This is a genomic window from Streptococcus sp. 27098_8_22 (assembly GCF_041432415.1).
GTDB classification, from domain to species: Bacteria; Bacillota; Bacilli; order Lactobacillales; family Streptococcaceae; genus Streptococcus; species Streptococcus pseudopneumoniae_M.
The window spans coordinates 68,141-83,063 of the sequence record NZ_JAPVZP010000001.1; the positions used below are offsets into that span (position 1 = coordinate 68,141).

19 protein-coding genes and 1 pseudogene are annotated in these 14,923 nt (G+C 35.6%); 1 reads left to right on the top strand and 19 read right to left on the bottom strand.

The window, feature by feature from the left end:
* Nucleotides 1–439: 439 nt before the first annotated feature.
* The 8 genes and pseudogenes from O3633_RS00315 to O3633_RS00350 form a co-directional block, all read right to left on the bottom strand.
* Nucleotides 440–1,456 carry a hypothetical protein gene (locus O3633_RS00315; protein WP_371619995.1) on the bottom strand — a complete coding sequence of 339 codons (1,017 nt, stop codon included), beginning with the start codon at nucleotides 1,454–1,456 and terminating at the stop codon, nucleotides 440–442.
* On the bottom strand, nucleotides 1,449–1,916 hold the full coding sequence (locus O3633_RS00320) for a hypothetical protein (protein WP_371619996.1): 468 nt from the start codon (nucleotides 1,914–1,916) through the stop codon (nucleotides 1,449–1,451). Before O3633_RS00320 ends, O3633_RS00315 begins: the two co-directional genes overlap by 8 nt.
* 43 nt (nucleotides 1,917–1,959) lie before the next feature.
* Nucleotides 1,960–2,754: a DUF4261 domain-containing protein gene (locus O3633_RS00325; protein ID WP_371619997.1), complete on the bottom strand. Its 795-nt coding sequence runs from the start codon at nucleotides 2,752–2,754 to the stop codon at nucleotides 1,960–1,962.
* A 47-nt stretch (nucleotides 2,755–2,801) separates the two neighbouring features.
* Nucleotides 2,802–3,299, bottom strand: coding sequence for a hypothetical protein (locus O3633_RS00330; RefSeq protein ID WP_371619998.1), 498 nt, complete (start codon nucleotides 3,297–3,299; stop codon nucleotides 2,802–2,804).
* A gap of 10 nt (nucleotides 3,300–3,309) precedes the next feature.
* A complete protein-coding gene (locus tag O3633_RS00335; RefSeq protein ID WP_001225778.1) occupies nucleotides 3,310–3,864 on the bottom strand; it encodes a hypothetical protein in 555 nt (184 codons plus the stop codon).
* A 26-nt stretch (nucleotides 3,865–3,890) separates the two neighbouring features.
* Entirely contained in the window at nucleotides 3,891–4,364 is a 474-nt protein-coding gene (locus tag O3633_RS00340; protein ID WP_371619999.1) for a hypothetical protein, read from the bottom strand.
* Nucleotides 4,365–4,382: 18 nt separating this feature from the next.
* Nucleotides 4,383–5,161: pseudogene (locus O3633_RS00345) on the bottom strand (CbrC family protein).
* 32 nt (nucleotides 5,162–5,193) lie between these two features.
* Nucleotides 5,194–5,700, bottom strand: a complete 507-nt coding sequence (locus O3633_RS00350) for a YfbM family protein (RefSeq protein ID WP_371620000.1) — start codon at nucleotides 5,698–5,700, stop codon at nucleotides 5,194–5,196.
* Between the two features lie 119 nt (nucleotides 5,701–5,819).
* On the opposite strand from O3633_RS00350, the gene O3633_RS00355 reads away from it, so the two are divergent.
* Entirely contained in the window at nucleotides 5,820–6,839 is a 1,020-nt protein-coding gene (locus O3633_RS00355) for a hypothetical protein (RefSeq protein WP_371620001.1), read from the top strand.
* 30 nt (nucleotides 6,840–6,869) lie between these two features.
* Here the strand turns inward: O3633_RS00355 and O3633_RS00360 are convergent, their stop codons facing one another.
* The 11 genes from O3633_RS00360 to O3633_RS00410 form a co-directional block, all read right to left on the bottom strand.
* Nucleotides 6,870–7,676 carry a hypothetical protein gene (locus O3633_RS00360; RefSeq protein WP_371620002.1) on the bottom strand — a complete coding sequence of 269 codons (807 nt, stop codon included), beginning with the start codon at nucleotides 7,674–7,676 and terminating at the stop codon, nucleotides 6,870–6,872.
* Between the two features lie 48 nt (nucleotides 7,677–7,724).
* Entirely contained in the window at nucleotides 7,725–8,036 is a 312-nt protein-coding gene (locus O3633_RS00365; RefSeq protein WP_371620003.1) for a hypothetical protein, read from the bottom strand.
* A 38-nt stretch (nucleotides 8,037–8,074) separates the two neighbouring features.
* Nucleotides 8,075–8,395 (bottom strand): hypothetical protein, encoded by a 321-nt coding sequence (locus tag O3633_RS00370; RefSeq protein ID WP_371620004.1) that lies wholly within the window; start codon nucleotides 8,393–8,395, stop codon nucleotides 8,075–8,077.
* Between the two features lie 83 nt (nucleotides 8,396–8,478).
* Nucleotides 8,479–9,366 (bottom strand): DUF4300 family protein, encoded by an 888-nt coding sequence (locus O3633_RS00375; RefSeq protein ID WP_371620005.1) that lies wholly within the window; start codon nucleotides 9,364–9,366, stop codon nucleotides 8,479–8,481.
* Nucleotides 9,367–9,542: 176 nt separating this feature from the next.
* Nucleotides 9,543–10,064, bottom strand: a complete 522-nt coding sequence (locus tag O3633_RS00380; protein WP_371620006.1) for an RDD family protein — start codon at nucleotides 10,062–10,064, stop codon at nucleotides 9,543–9,545.
* Between the two features lie 39 nt (nucleotides 10,065–10,103).
* A complete protein-coding gene (locus O3633_RS00385) occupies nucleotides 10,104–10,985 on the bottom strand; it encodes a diacylglycerol/lipid kinase family protein (protein ID WP_371620007.1) in 882 nt (293 codons plus the stop codon).
* 275 nt (nucleotides 10,986–11,260) lie between these two features.
* Nucleotides 11,261–11,980 carry a methyltransferase domain-containing protein gene (locus tag O3633_RS00390; RefSeq protein ID WP_371620008.1) on the bottom strand — a complete coding sequence of 240 codons (720 nt, stop codon included), beginning with the start codon at nucleotides 11,978–11,980 and terminating at the stop codon, nucleotides 11,261–11,263.
* The gene (locus O3633_RS00395; RefSeq protein WP_371620009.1) at nucleotides 11,970–12,752 is read right to left on the bottom strand and encodes an alpha/beta hydrolase; all 783 of its coding nucleotides are present in this window, start codon (nucleotides 12,750–12,752) and stop codon (nucleotides 11,970–11,972) included. The genes O3633_RS00390 and O3633_RS00395 overlap by 11 nt, the downstream gene beginning before the upstream one ends.
* A gap of 89 nt (nucleotides 12,753–12,841) precedes the next feature.
* Nucleotides 12,842–13,813, bottom strand: coding sequence for a DUF6892 domain-containing protein (locus O3633_RS00400; protein ID WP_524539356.1), 972 nt, complete (start codon nucleotides 13,811–13,813; stop codon nucleotides 12,842–12,844).
* 14 nt (nucleotides 13,814–13,827) lie between these two features.
* Nucleotides 13,828–14,214 carry a hypothetical protein gene (locus tag O3633_RS00405; protein WP_371620011.1) on the bottom strand — a complete coding sequence of 129 codons (387 nt, stop codon included), beginning with the start codon at nucleotides 14,212–14,214 and terminating at the stop codon, nucleotides 13,828–13,830.
* 270 nt (nucleotides 14,215–14,484) lie between these two features.
* Entirely contained in the window at nucleotides 14,485–14,892 is a 408-nt protein-coding gene (locus O3633_RS00410) for a hypothetical protein (RefSeq protein ID WP_049529597.1), read from the bottom strand.
* Nucleotides 14,893–14,923: the final 31 nt, after the last annotated feature.

A 14,923-nucleotide genomic window follows, 5' to 3' on the forward strand; every position in this document is an offset into this window, starting at 1 on the left:
ACTTATAAAAGTAGGCTTTTAACCCTATCAATAATGTGGCTTTTCAACCACGCTTCGGCATTCAACCCTGCCTGTCCGTAGGCATTTTTTACTCGGGTTTATATTTGCTAGAAAACATCATCTCATTTTCTAAGCCTCATTACTATATCATATTTTCACTATTTTGTAAAGTTTTTTTAGAACTTTTTTTAAATGATTTATTATTTAGTTCGTGTAATTTGTTTAGCCAAGAAATGGAAATCGTTTTAAATTAAAATCAAATAATAAAAAAAGGAACTAATACTCAATGAAAATCAAAGAGCAAACTAGGAAGCTAGCCTAAGGCTGTACTCGAGTACGGCAAGGCGAAGCTGACGTGGTTTGAATTTGATTTTTGAAGAGTATAAATAAATTAATTCCTTTAGATAGTCATAAGCAAATTCAACTATTCAAAATCGTATTACTCATCACGCGCTACTTTGGCAGCTAGTTCAAAATCAGTCATCAAATAATTTTCATCTAGACGGATAAGACTATAATACTCATTCCAAAATAGAGAGTCACTGTTACTTGACCACTGTAATCCATACCATAATTGAGTGACATCACTTGTATTTGATGAGGGGATTGACCATAGATGCTTTTTGAAAGTTTCTTGAACAAGTGGTAGGTCCAGTCGACTAGTCAAGTCGAGTTCATCCAATTTCAAAGTGATAGAATGTTTCTTAGCTGCTTCAATGCTATCCTTGTTAAATCGAACCTGAATAACCTTAGAATCTTCTATAGCCACATCATAGTCCTCAGCACCGTAAAAGGAAATACTGCCCAGTACTATGCCATCTTTTGCTAGGAGATAGGGGGCGTAAGGAACAGCATTGCTATCAAGCCTGAAGCCTTTTTCGATGGTAACTGTTTTATCTCCAGGATACTTTTGGAAACTGTTACTTGTCAGGAGGTCTTCATAGTCGCTACCACCATCGCCCTGTCTTACATAGATGTCAAATCCAGCTTCCATCAGATCACTTGCTTTAGTTTCTGCTAACGTAATTTTACTTTCATTAATTTGCAAAATCGGTGCTTGAGGTGGCAAACCAATCGTGAGATTAAACATGACTCCTACCAGAAAGACCATAAAGGTTATAAGGAGGGCAAGTAAAGACTTTCCAGTCCTTTTTCTTGCATTGAAAAGGGCCATTAGAGCAGGTAGAAGGATCATTTTGGCTAAAATAGAATTCCCAACACCACCTCTATTTAAGGTCTGAAAAGCAAAGACGCCTGCAATAGCAATCAACGTCAGGTAGACTAAAATCTCGCCTAAACCCAGTTTTTCTGTTCGAGTTTGTTGATTTACAGGGGTTTCGTACAATGACTGCCCGTTCTCTCTCCTCTTTTTTAGAAAGAGATAAAAGCCCAGACCGAGTAGCAGATTAAAGATTGCAAAAACTATTAAAGTACCTATAATCACCGTTCTACCCATGGCTCTCTACTCCTTTATGTTCTCTCACAAATCTTATCTTTCTCTTTAATACCCAATTCCCAATCAATAAAACCAGCAAGAAGAAGGGGCCGCCTTCTATCAGCACAATGGGTAAAGCCAGTAGAGCAATCATCAAAAAACTAGCTTTCTTTTGACGCCAACTACCACCCCATTCTCCGTTTATCAATCCCCCAAAATAGTCGATGTAGTCAGTAAACCAAGTCAATAAGGGATTTTGAAAATCATTGAGCCTTAGGTAAATGAACAAAGCAGAATTTAGAAAAACATAAAGAATTCCAAGGACTAGAATAATCTTTTGACTAGTTCGAGTAGCCTCTAGAACGATTTTTTCTCTCTTCTCTGGTTTTATTTCCTTGAGACTTGGATTCTTACAAGAGAGTTTTTCAAATCTATAGGCCAGAAATCGGTAGAGATAATACTTTTTTATATCACACTTCATAAAATCCCCAATCTAAGAAGGACACTCAATTATAAATCATGGTTTAAACATCTAATTTCAAGGAATTTCCTTCCAAATAGACGGCTTTTGACTCAGTGATTTTGATTTTTTGATCTTCTGAAAAGCCAATGGTTTCACCGTCCTTTAAGGTGACATCACTGCCTAAAACATACTGAAGAATAGACAAGAGGAAATAATATAAGTCATCGCTATTCATAGGAGACTCGATAATTTCAATCTCAGTTCTTCCAAACTCTTTCAAACCATAAGTGTAAATACTAGTTTTATCTCCCTGGTTGATAATTCCCATGTAAATCCAGAGTTGAAGGGGAAGCATTTCTTCTTTCAAAAGATCAGCCAGGTCTAGATAAAGATCTTTGGGTAAGAGCAAGGTGGTAGAACCCTGATAAATACCAACAGCTGATTGACTAGTTTTTAGGATAGAGGCATTGACTTTAGTTAATAGGGAATAAGTTTCTACTGGCGAAAGATTGTCAGACAAAATAGAAACAATGGCGTGTTGAGTGTGCTCCTGTGTTTCCTTCTCAACATCCTGCCAGAGGTAAGAATAGGCATACAATTCTTCAAATTCTTGACTTGGGATAGGTAAATCCATTAAAGCCAGCGCAACGAGAGCACCATCAATCATAAATGTTGCACTCGAATCATCCCCAGAAACTTCAGAAATTTCAAGTCCCCAGTGAGATTTCAATTCCTGAACGACCTGGTTTAAAGAATAGGCCTGCTTGCCTTTGAAGAGGGGCATGGACAAGGTAAGGGTCTTTTTCTTCTCTGACTTTTCTTTCTTACTAGCAAATAGATTTTTCAAAAATTTCATAGGACTTCTCCTTTTCTCATATCAGTTGGGAAGTAAAGCTATCTTGCTTAAAGTGAGTCGAGATACCAAGTTTCCTCATCCTCAAAACTGTAAAATTTTTCATCAAGTAGCCAATTTCCATCCACCAATCTAAGTACAAACTGATGCTTCATTTCTAAAGCTTCTTGATAATGGGTGATGACTCTTGCTTTTTCAGCTTTTGTCATGATAAAATCTACAGAAAAATCATTCGTTTGAACATAGTTATACTCACTTGGGGAGCCATAAGAATTTCTAACTCCTCCTTCCAAGCATTTTTGAGTCACTCGTCCAGTTAGAAGTTGCATTTGTCTCTGAAAATAGTCATCCATAAGATCGTTCCACTTGGGATGAACTTGATTTGCTGGGATGCCAAGGGCTTCTTTTTCCTTATCCAGTGCTTTGTTACGCTCAAAAATTTCCTCTTCTAACAAGGTTAAACTTTTGAGTAAATCAAGCAATGGTGGGATGATTATTTCCACCATAGCTCGATAGTTTTCAGGGGTATTTTTATAGTTCACTCTCATAATAAGCCTCTTAATCATCTTGGATTAATTGCTTTAATTCTAGGTCTGAAAGAAAGCCTTTCATGTAGAGTTTTCTAAGTAAATCTTTATCAACTGTAATTTCATAATAGTCTGTCACAAACTCATGAAATCTCTCAAAGCTATCAAAGAGGTAAGATAGCAACCATTCTCCACCATCCTGATCTTGGTAAGTCTGTTGATGCGCGTGACCATCATACCAGATAAAGAAGGTTGTTTCATCTTTTTGATCTTCTGAATAAAGTGAGACATACTTTTCATCCAGTCCTTTATAAAAACTATCGATGATATCTTGATTCCACTCGTCAGCAGCAAACTGGCTTAAACTATTTTCATGATCAAAGCCTTTTATAAGGATCATTTTATCAGTCAAAATCACATCTAGAGAATCACCAGAGCAATCGTCAATAAGGTAGCGGACTCCATAGTCTTCCTCAGTCTTAATCACAAGTCTGAGCCAATCCTCACTTGGATCTGTCAGATACTCATCAATGACTAGTAAGGCATCTAAGCGAGTCTTTATCTTGTCCCAATCAATCTTTCTCATTTCTAAAAACCTCCATCTTATTTTTGCTATTTATCAAGATCACAAGCCCTATAACGAGCTGTTAGATAGCCTGAAAAGCTAATCTGAGGGATATTCCACTCATTAGGCAAATAAATCGAACAAGCTACCTGATCACCTAGAGGGGAACTTGCTGAGAAGACATATCTTCCCAAATCCTCATTATTAGGATTTCTTTCAACTTGACCCAATCTGCTAGTGTTGAACCAGTCTTTAAACAGTAACCAGATTTGCTCGGCATCTTCGTTTAATAGGGAGACTTTCAAGTTGTAGCTGATTCCGACCCTACATCTTTTTTTGAATCCTGACTCATCAGCCTTACAAACTTTTATAGACCCCTTATCATACTGCCAGTTATCACTATCTAATAGGGGAAATTGAACAGATAGATTGTCTTTAAATCCCTGCATAGTATCAAATAAATCTTTGGAGGCGGCTTCGAATACTTCTAGTTCTTCCACACTCTTCTCTTTAATTTTCATAGCTAATCACATTTCGATTTAATCCGCATCAACCCAAATCTGGTATTTTTGACAGTGGAGGCATCTAAACAAATAACCACAGATAGGCCCGTCTTTGACCAAGTAGTCTTCTACCTCTTGATATTCTTCACGCGCTTCATAGTCTGCCAAGACTTGCTCAGCGATTCCCATAGCTTTCAATTCTCGAGTTCCAACTGTACCTAAGTAAGCGCAGTAATCTTGACAGCAAGATAACCAATATTCACCCTGCCAACTAGAGTAGCCTGGGGTCTGACAAAAAAGCAGCTGATTCTTTTCTGGATCCAATTCACCCTGCCACTCGGCATCTTGGATAAATTCCGCATCGAATTTCTGAGCTGCTAGCCCACTTGCAATGCACCTTGGGCAAAGGTATTCTATATCCTCGATACAATAAGGTATAAGGGCATAATAAACATTACTTTCTTTCCCACAAGATGGACAAACCTTGGCTTCTCCTTGAACAAATGAACCTGTAGCTAAGGGATCTGGATGATAGAGAAAATGAGGTAAGTCTTTTAACAAGTCCTGCCTTTGCTTTTTCTCTTCTTTTCTTAGAGGACGAGGAAGGGCAAAACGATCGCCATGACTCTGACTCATTTCTTGTAAACGGCTCAGTTTCTTTATCTGTTTTCGATCTGGTTTATCAAAAATTTCGGTAAATAAGCTATAGGCACTAGTGTAGAGACCCAATTGCTCATAGAGGTCAACTAAGACTTTCCATCTTGGTCCAGGTATTGCTTTTTTAATGTAATGTATTTTTCTAGAAATGGATTCATGGGACTACCTTTCTAATGGATGACATAAAATCTTAACAAATAGTGACTAGGACATTTCCATTGAGTTCCAGAATCTTTTTGTAAAACTCTTTCATATTTATAAAGCAGGTTAAAATGTCATCCTTGATTTCTTCCTCTTCCTCAAGATAATCCCAAATATCAGGATACAAGTCGGCTTTCTTACAGGCTTCCATACTAAAGTCAGTCATAGCTCTGTCCATGTCAAAACTTTCTAAAGCTTCTACAATCTCGGCTATCCTGTTTTTTTCAGTATAGGCGAGATATTCAGATACATCCTCTAGAGGAGTCACCCCTAAAACAGCTTCTCTCAAGGGATTGTCATCCAAAAATTCTGAACTACTAAATCCTGTCAAGACAAAGACCAAGGCATCCCACATTTTATCGATATCCAGAAAAATTTCATATTCTTCTACATAATCCTCCGCCAAGTCCAGCAAGTCATTTTCCTCATTAGAAAGTAGCTTTATTTGTTTTAATTCATCGTCTGGTAAATATTGATAATTGGCAATCATTCCCATAATTTTACTCCTTTGAATCAGTTAGTATCATACGGATATTTCTAGCTCTATTTCCCTAGAAAATGCTATAATGGAGCTAAGAAATTGTTTTATTGAATGTTAAATAGGGGGAAATAGTCATGTTCACTAGTATTGTTTTGGCTTTTTATGCTCTTTTCTTTCTATCCTTGTCCTTTACTATCTATCTCTATATTAGACTTGTAGTTGCGGTTAAAAAAGGCAAAGACATTCCCAAATGGATTTATAAACTTGGTCATGCTGTTCAAGGAAGAATTCACGTTGACTATGAAGAAATCACTGATGCCAATGCCCTTAAAGAGATTCATTGGTTCTTGCTGATCTATTTAATCGTAAATCTACTCACATTGGCTGGCTTCTACTATCATGACAATAGCTTCCCGCAAGCAGTTTATGAATGTTTGAAAAAACAATTTTTCATCGTACTTGTTAGTATGATTTTAAAAAGTCTTGGAAAATTTGTTGTACTAGCTATAAGAAAAAACTTTCATAACAGTCATGTCTATGCATCAACCAATGCTTTTATCGGTACAGCTTTTTTAACGAGTTATGTTTTTATGTTTTGCATGATGATGAGTGGTCTTCCAGCTCAACCTGTTCCAGTAACCATTCAAGATACCACTGTCATTATCGGGGAGACCAAGGCTTCCGAGCTTTTGGAGCAGGGGTTCACCTTCGAAGATAAAGGTGCAGATAGTCCAATCACCAATCCCAAAAACGACCACTTCTACTACGGTCAGCTTCTCGAAGTCAAGCGGGATGATCAGTCCTATGGCTTTATGAGCCTTACTCCCACAGGTAAAGATACGGATCAACTCAAAAACTGCGTCGTCACCTATTACAGAACACCTAAGGATAAGAATCAACTAGAAGAAATTTCCATCAATCATGTCAAGCTAGCAAATCTCAAGCTTCAAGATTTTCAAACACGAAAATTAATCGATATCTTTGAAGTCAATCCTGCTGATTATAATGTCTCTGATACCGATGCCAACTTTATCCTAACAATCCAAACAGCAGATTACGACCTCTGGAAAAGGTATCGGATTGAATCTAAGTTTAATAGAGATGGCTCCCTAGATAGCTATGGTGTCAGAGCCCAACACAGTCAATGGGAATGATTAACCATTCCCCCCTTTATCACATAAGCATTAAACTGAAAAAATATCATCGACAAGTTTATAGGTTTCGATGAATCTAAGGCCAGAGGAACCTTTATCTCTAGTGATTTCTTCATAAATATCTTCTAAATTTTGGGCAGGTGCTAGCATCCAAAGACTAAAAGGTCTAAGTTTCACCTGTCCAATTTTTTCAATATTTTCTAATAATTGGCCTAAATCTTTGTGATTGAACCAGCAGTCTGTAACGAGAGCAAACTTTGTATTGTCCATCTTACAGGAAATTTGACTGGTCAAAAAATCATCGATGGTGGGCTTTTTTGTCTGTAAGAGGCGCGTGCAAGCCAGATGGTACTCAAGCTTTCTAGGACTCTGATCAACCATCGATACAAAGACAAGACCATACTCATCTTGGAACTTAACAGCAAGGAGATTCCCTTCTTCAAAATAGGGTTTGCGTTTAGTTTTGGCTTTAGGGACCTTTAGAGGCCTAAGATTTTCAGTTTGCAACTGGATAGCAAGTTTATCCAAGACCTTTTGCCTTTGCTTCAAAGCCTTTGGATCTATTTCTATCCAAAATGGATCAGCCCCTTTTTTGATAAGCTCCAAGGTTTTATCTCTGATATCGTCTGTCAGATGACCAATCTTCCACAGTGAGTAGGCAAAAGCAGTCCAATATATTTCTGTAAAAAAGTCAGTTTGACAGTAATCTTTCTCTGCATCGAGAATATCCTTGATAATATTCGTTACATGTTCAGCGTCTCTATAGCGACCAACTACTTCATTGTAAATGTCATAACCTTGATCACTGTCAATGATTTTAACGCCATCAATAGCCATTCTCAACTCCTAATGTTCAATCGACATCTTATTTCTGAATCTCAAAGCTTATTTGATCTTATGCTTGTTCATTTTCTCTTGGAAAATATCTGTAAGAATTTGACGTAATTCTTGAGCTTCCTTTTCAGGAAGTTGGACTTCTTGTTCAGCTACAGCATACAACTCTGGATACTCAAGCGAGATTCTCTTGACAGTACGTGTAATAGCATGTTTTCTAACAAAAAATGGAATCCGTTTAATCATATCTTGAGGAATTAAGGCGATAATTTTATCGGCAGTTTCCTTATCGTTAAGCTTAGAGAAAGTTAGGCCCTTTTTAATCATATCTTGTTCTTTTTCTGTAAAATCTTTAATATCCATTGTGTCTCCTTATAACTATTTTATTTACTACTATTATACTATCTTTTTAATTGGTCAAATGAAAAATCTCTATAAATCCTCTCTTTTCCAAGAACGGAATCTGTTGTAACAGGTAGTTTTTTCAGCAACTCTTGAATATCAATATCTTTGGGAAGAGGATTAAATTCTCCCAGACTATTTTCCTGAAGATGTGCTGCAAAGATAAACTCTCCCTTTTCCCAATCCATAGCACAATCATTGATAAGATCTACTGGAGACAGGTCCAGCAGTTCTTGCTCTTGCGCTATAAAAGTCTCGTAGAGCAGCTCAAAAATAGCTTCTTTATCAATTTTTACAACTCTTAATGTATGTTCATCCATGCTTGCTGTCCTCTAATCATATCAATTTAACTATCATTCGGTTGGTAACTTTTTATCTACTCTTTAGGCAAATCATCCAATTTTTAGAGTTGAACCCACTTATCATTATCCATAATAAAGGGTTTCGCTAGACCTTCACCTGTATAGTTTTCGTATTTTGTATCTAGATATTTGTAGCAATCTTCCTTGGTTGCAAATTTGATAGCTTGATAAGGCTCCTCAAAAGTTAGCTTTTCGACAAAGAGATAGCCATCATCCTCACTTGGTACAAGAATTCCAACATGACCGATAAAGAGAGATTGACCATCCAAGTCATCATGAACTACAACAGACAGCATTCGAGCATTTTCATTAAACTTGAATTGAGAAAGGAATTTTTCCATCTTAGTAGCATGCACCTTAACATCTGTCGTTGCTTCGGTCTTGACTCTTGAGAATAAAATATCAAAAGCATCCTTGTCTTCTGCACCAAAGACTTTGCCCTTATCAATGGCATCATTATCGACAAACAAGAGAGAATCATCTTTCTCTAATTTAGGAATTTCGATAGAATTTTTCAATAAACAATAACTGTTAATACGACAGTTGGTACCGACAAAATCACCTTTTTTCGGAGTCCAAAGATTGCTTATCTTTTCAACATCATAGTCTGTTTTGGTAAATGTAGAAAAATCTCCAGTTAAGCCAACTGAACCAACAGTATTGTTATAATCGTTGACAAGATTGAAAAATGCATCGACACTATCTTTATCCAAATGTTCAACCAAGGCTTTTCGAACTTCTTCTGAACTTTCCTTGCTATTGAGATTGCTATAGGTTCCTTTGTAGCTTTCTTTATCTGAGCTAACCAACTTAGTAGTTGAACTATTCTGTTTTTCCGTAGATTGGTTTTGGTTTGTACAACAGGCAGCTAAAGTAAAGATAGCTAAACCACAGTAGCTCATTAATCTGATTTTTTTAGATACTTTCATAAAATATTTCTTTTTTTACTAAGATTTTTCAGGTCGATTAGCTTCTCTTATATTATAGTTCAAATTTATTTTAAGTCCAAGCATTTTGATAAGTAAAGTAGATTTTAAATCATTAAAAAGGAAGCTGGCACACAGCACGCTCCCTAATAAGTGAAATATCTTTGAAATATTTAATTTTAGTCACCTTTTAGCTGTACCTGTGTATGAGCTATAAGGTCACCTAGATGTCGCTTATCTTTCCTGAAAACCATCATTGCAAGTAGGGCAACTGCGAGGAGAGTAGCTAAAAACGAGAGGATAATAGATAAGAAATCAAACTCACTATAGAAACCATGTATCGTGCCCATATGACCTATTTGCCAAGGTAAAAATTTAATGGTGTTTCTAAGCAAGCTAGCTTGCACAGTTTTTTTCTTGTAAACCAATTGAAGTCCTGCTTTCGCCTTCCCAAAACTCCCATTTTTTCTATAATCTAAGAATGTAAAAAGTAGAGTGACTGGCAAAACAGAGGTAAAAAATACAAGACACTGCGATTGAATTTCTGTATACTCTGGGATACCATTAAAAAAAATAGTGTAAAAAAGCATAGAACCTAAAAACAGAAGTGCTAAATAAGCTAGAATAAAAAGATAATCAAATAGTAATTCAATCATTCTTTTTTTAAACGAAATAGAATTAATTGCTAAAATCTTGGTCATCATCGCCTCCTTTATTATCTACTATTCTTTTCAAAAGTTTTATTCTTTCGGTTGAGAATAGACTTGGATATGCTGACCTAGCACCTTAATTTCTACTGGTAGGTCATCAGATTTGTCGCCGTCAACATCCGTTTCTAACTCAGTGTCTGAAGAAATTTTTATATGACGAGCTTTTATGTACTCGATGTGATCATTTTCTACAACATCACCCTTTAATAAGTCAGGGATAACCGACAATTTAGTAAGGATTGAGTCATCTTTTAAAATCAAAATGTTAGCATAACCATCCTTATCTTCATCAAAGATTTTTTTATCAGCGAAATAATTGGTAAGGAGAACCAAGACATGACTGGCTGGGCCAATGTAATTTCCATTTTCTGTCTCAACTCTAATGTTAAATGCTTGATCTGTAACCACAGACTTCATGGTATTAATCGCATAGGCGAACATGCCAAATTTTGTTTTATCCTCTATCCCAACGTTATGAATGGCTTCTGGTAGTGAGCCAATACTAAAGATATAACCAAAATAATTTCCATTTGATTTTCCGATATCAATCTTATTCGTAGAATTAAAATCAAGCTCGTCAATGGCACCATCAATATCTTGATTAATTTCTAACAGTTTCGTAATGAGATTTCCAGTTCCTCCTGGGATAATCGCAAGTTTAGGAATGTAGTCTTTTTCCGCTATACCAGAGATTACTTCATTGACAGTCCCATCTCCACCAAAAACAAGAACTGCCTCATAATGCTCCAGAGAAGCTTCTGTGGCCAAGTTGGTTGCGTCTTGAGCTTTTTGTGTAATTCTGGCATCGACTTTCTCGAAGTATTTTTTAGCCTTATTTTCTAACTTTTCCTTATAATCTAAAGCCTTTTCTCCACCAGAGGTTGGATTGATAATCAACATTATTTTTTGCATTTATTTTCTCCTCAATATCTATTTAAATCTTTAGGCTATCAATATATCTTTTTTGATATACTTTATTATATAATGAAATTTCTAAAAACAAAAATTGAAAGTACTGAACTAAAATAGATACAATCCTGAACTGTCTAAGAATTATTCTTTCAAAATTGGAAAAATAGATTTGTGGAAAAAATTTTATCAAGTTACAAACTGAAGAAATCATCTCATTTACTTTTTTTCATATACATCAGTTTTTGTTTTACTTTAAAACAAAACCTATGCTTCTATTATTTTTTTAGCCACAAATGTTGTAAAAAACTAATATCTTTATAGGGTTTTAAATCACATACTGCAAGTTCAATCTTTGTCATTTCTTCTAACCAGTTTTCTTTGCTCTTAAATTCATTTGGTTGTAGACTGTAAAATGTTCGAATCCCCAAATAGTTTTCTAATTTAAGACCAGACAAAGTTAATATTTCCTCAATCGTATAAGTAGAACCACTTGCAAAAGATAGGCTCTCAAAATTTTCACTATTGAGTAAGCTAAATGCTTGATTGATGTCATTAGCAAAAACAACACTTTGTAGAACTTTTCCAACTTGATTATGCTTGATAATTGAAATTAAGCCATCATCTTTTAAAATTCTTTTGAACTCCAGAAGATAGTCTTTTCGGTCATTAGGATCTATATATTCTAAAACATTATGGCAAAGGACAAGATCAAAGGATTTATCCGTAAAACGAACGAGTTGGTCAATACTTCCCCGCAATTTTTCATAGGATGTGGAAGAGTTGGCATAGAGCATTTCCTCATTAGGTTCAACAGAAATAACTTGATTCTTGCGAGAGAGAAATTCACTGACCAAGCCAAATCCAGATCCAAAATCAAGAATTTTCTTACCTTCCAGGTGAGCAAGTTGGGCAAAGGTTATTTCATATTGTATCTTTCCCCAAGGTTGTTTTAACATATTTCTATAATGTTCAAGATTAGATTTTTTACTTGTCATGTGTTACCTCATTGGAACTGAAATTTTTCTTTAAAATCATTTCTTCTAATAATTTACAGTAAACTGCCGAATTTTCAGTGATCTTACAACAGTGGTCATATCCTTGCCAAATGTGAAATGTGGCATGAGGATACTTTTTGGGAAGAACTTTTTTAGCAGAAATCAAGTCGAATTCTTTTGAACCATAAAAGAAAACACAATTTTTTTGTTCCTCTAGCGTAAGGTTAGGCAAAGCTACGAAGGCACAATCATGGGAAATATGTTTGATGCTTTCTTCATCCATAGCAATGAAAGAATCCGCCATCATCTCTCCTTTTTCTCCATAAAGTGCAACCATCTTACGAACAGCTAGATCTCTATTTCGCAGAGCTTTTCTATGCTTTATTAACAATAAATACCTAGTAAAGACATCAAGCAAAGGCGCTTTGGTCCATAAACTGACCCCTTCAAAAACAAGTTTCCCAAACCTGATATCGTTGTAATTCAATAATTGCAGTAATACAACTCCACCCAAGGATGCACCAAAGGCTAAACACAAGTCTTTTATATGATGAGCTTTTAGATAATCATAAATCATCTGGCTTTCCTTAAGAGCCGATTCGTAGATGAGCGAAGCTGATTGCCCATGTGCCGACAAATCCGGAATAATATATCTAAACTCTTGCCCCATCTGGTCTGCAATCAGCGACTTCATTCCTTGAGCAGATGATAACATCGGGTGGATTAACAATATAGTCTCTTTCTGATTAGAATTAAGATCAAGAATGTTCATTTTCCAACACCAGATTTCTTTCCTTTTTAGCCCTTATCCTTAAAGAACTTATACCATCCATTTATGATTTATTCAGATAAATGCAACAATTATAATACCTTCACTTGAACCCCTTGCTTGTCGAACGTTTCTTTGACTTGCTTAAAATTACTAGTCATAATCGTCGCTTGATTCAGATTAGGAAACTGTTGCAGTTCTTTAAGACTAACTTCATTTAGATCGAAGCTATCATCTTCACCGTCCCACTGAGGTATCAGATTCATATAAATCTCGTTACCTCCATCCATATAGATTTCTTGGACTTGTTCAGCATATTTCTTAGGTATAGGAAGATTCATCATATATTCAAGGGCCGGCTGAATAATCTCCATACTTTCTGTGTCGATATTCAACTCACTGGATTCCTCTGCAAAGTCAAAAATATTAAAAACAGGTTTTAAAACCTCTAGATCATACATCAAAACCTGGATAATAGCTAGTTTAAAATTTATATTGTCAAAGTGAAGCACTTCTTCATCAGGTGTTTTTAACTTGTAACTTTCCCGTTCATTTTTTATCTCTGGAAAATAGGAAATAGAAAGTGTGTCTGTGATTGTCTCTGTAGTTCCATTAAAATTTGTTCCATAAGGAGTCCATAAAATAAGGTTAAATTCCCCTACTCTATGCCTATCAGAAAAGAAATAAGGAGATTTTCCATCTGATAATACCACAGCTTGGCATGGTTGCTTTGGCAATTCTTTCTCTCCAGTCATAGATTTTACAACATCGCCATAGTAGAGGAAAACTGTAGAAATCAAATGTTCCTCATCAATGTATGTTTTAGATTTTTTTAAATGATTTTTAATCGAGAAAGAATGTTCAAATACAATACCAATATTGTCATAAATGTATTTAATAAACTTATTATCTCTTTTGACAACCTGGTCAGGCTTCCCCAAAACAGTTTCAATATCTTTCAAGGACAAAGGAAAAGCTAAGCTGGTTCCGTTAAAAATCATTGAATTGTTGTGGAGATTGATTTCAAGTTTTTTGTATGTTTTTTTCTTAAAAAAATGAAACATATTACTACCTTTTCTTAAGTTTCTTCCAGATAAATTTTGACCGCTTGGTATTCCTGCTCTTTAGCATAGGCAAACACCTCTGAAGCTCTAATGTAATCAAAAATATTTTCCTCTAAATCTTCATCCCAGGTCGATTCACTAAAGATTTGATTCTCACGATTAGCTTCATAGAAAATATCAAGGTGAATTTGATAAAACTCTTCATCTTCATTTGGAGCTTGTCTTACTAAGGATAGTTGAAACATTGGCTTATCAGATATAGCTGTAAATGTCCCTGTTTCAAATAAAATCATCTCATCCTCAATAGGCTGACGACACAAGTCTTCAAAGATTGCTACCATTTCCTCTAAGGGCATCTTATCGGTGATTCTTTCTCTTAAAAATTCAAGTGATTGCTTCATATTTTTTCTCTTTCTAGATGGTTTTCGTTCTTAGAATAATCCTATTAAAAAATAGAATTCCTACACCCTTTATTATACTACATTAACAGAAAAAAAGACTGAACCAGATGGCTTTCAGCTTGGTTTCAGTCTAGATCTTTTTGATAATCGGAATAGCCACTGTAAGGACGTCTATCCCAAAATTAATTCCCTGTAAAAGGGTTAATAAATACATATGCTAGGAAGCTATGGAAATCATAAAATCTCCTAAGAACTAACCTGGCTCATCTTTTAATCCAACTTGATAGTTTCAGATAGGATAATTGCCCCAGTACCACTGACATCAAAAAATCCCACATCATGTTTTGAGGCTAACATGAGCATTGTCTTATAGGCTGTTTCTGCTTGTGACCATGCAAATCCTGCATAGATAAGATTCTTACCAATACTATAGTCAGTAAAACGACTTTCCAGCTCTTGGTCACTCTCTAAAGCATCATCCATATCAAAGTCACCATTCATAGGAGGAAATAGTTTTATCATGTCCAGAAACCAACTTTTTAGTTTGCTTGAACTAACTTCAATTGAATCATAATCGTGGTCTTCCTTCCACTCCACTTGCTCCTCATACCATTCTAAAAATTCAGCTTTACTAGCTGGTGCGATTGATTTCTCAAATACTACTAAATCATAAGACATAGCTATACCTTTCTCTTTTATTATCATTACG